The sequence below is a fragment of the Pseudomonas sp. P5_B3 genome (assembly GCF_056400405.1).
This window is the reverse complement of the sequence record NZ_JBFULI010000143.1, coordinates 1-545: the sequence shown is the minus strand read 5'-3', so window position 1 is coordinate 545 and position 545 is coordinate 1. Positions and strand designations below refer to the sequence as shown.

Here is a 545-nt window from a genome sequence, read left to right as displayed (position 1 = left end):
GTGCCATCGGCACTGCTCACCGCGAAGGTGTCGGTGTAGGTGGTGCCGGCGGCGAACTCGTTGTGGGCGGAGTTGGCGACGTAGGTCCAGGCACCCCCGGTGCCGATGGAGAACTGGCCGTAGCTGCCGGCGGTGTTGGTTTGCGCGACGAAGGTTGCGGCGCTGTCGACGTCGCTGATGGTCAGGGTACCGGCGGTGGTCAGCGCAGCATTGGTCTCGGTGAGGTTGGCGATGTCGGCGGACAGCACGGCCGCATCGTTGSTRCCGAGGATATGCACGGYGACCGAAGTGAGGGTGCCATCGGCRCTGCTCACCGCGAAGGTGTCGGTGTAGGTGGTGCCGGCGRCGAACTCGTTGTGGGCGGAGTYGGCGACGTAGGTCCAGGCACCGCCGGTGCCGATGGAGAACTGGCCGTAGTTGCCGGCGGTATTGGTTTGCGCCTGGAAACTTTCCGGGCTGTCGACGTCGCTGATGGTCAGGCTGCCAGCGGTGGTCAGCGGAGCATTGGTTTCGCTCAGCGTAACGCTGGCCGAGGACAGCACGGC

General features: G+C 66.0%; 1 protein-coding gene. It reads right to left on the bottom strand.

The genetic code is table 11. The features are described 5' to 3' along the window. Nucleotides 1-545, bottom strand: a 545-nt coding sequence (locus AC1DRN_RS29995; RefSeq protein ID WP_477786934.1) for a VCBS domain-containing protein, incomplete at both ends; no start/stop codon positions are given.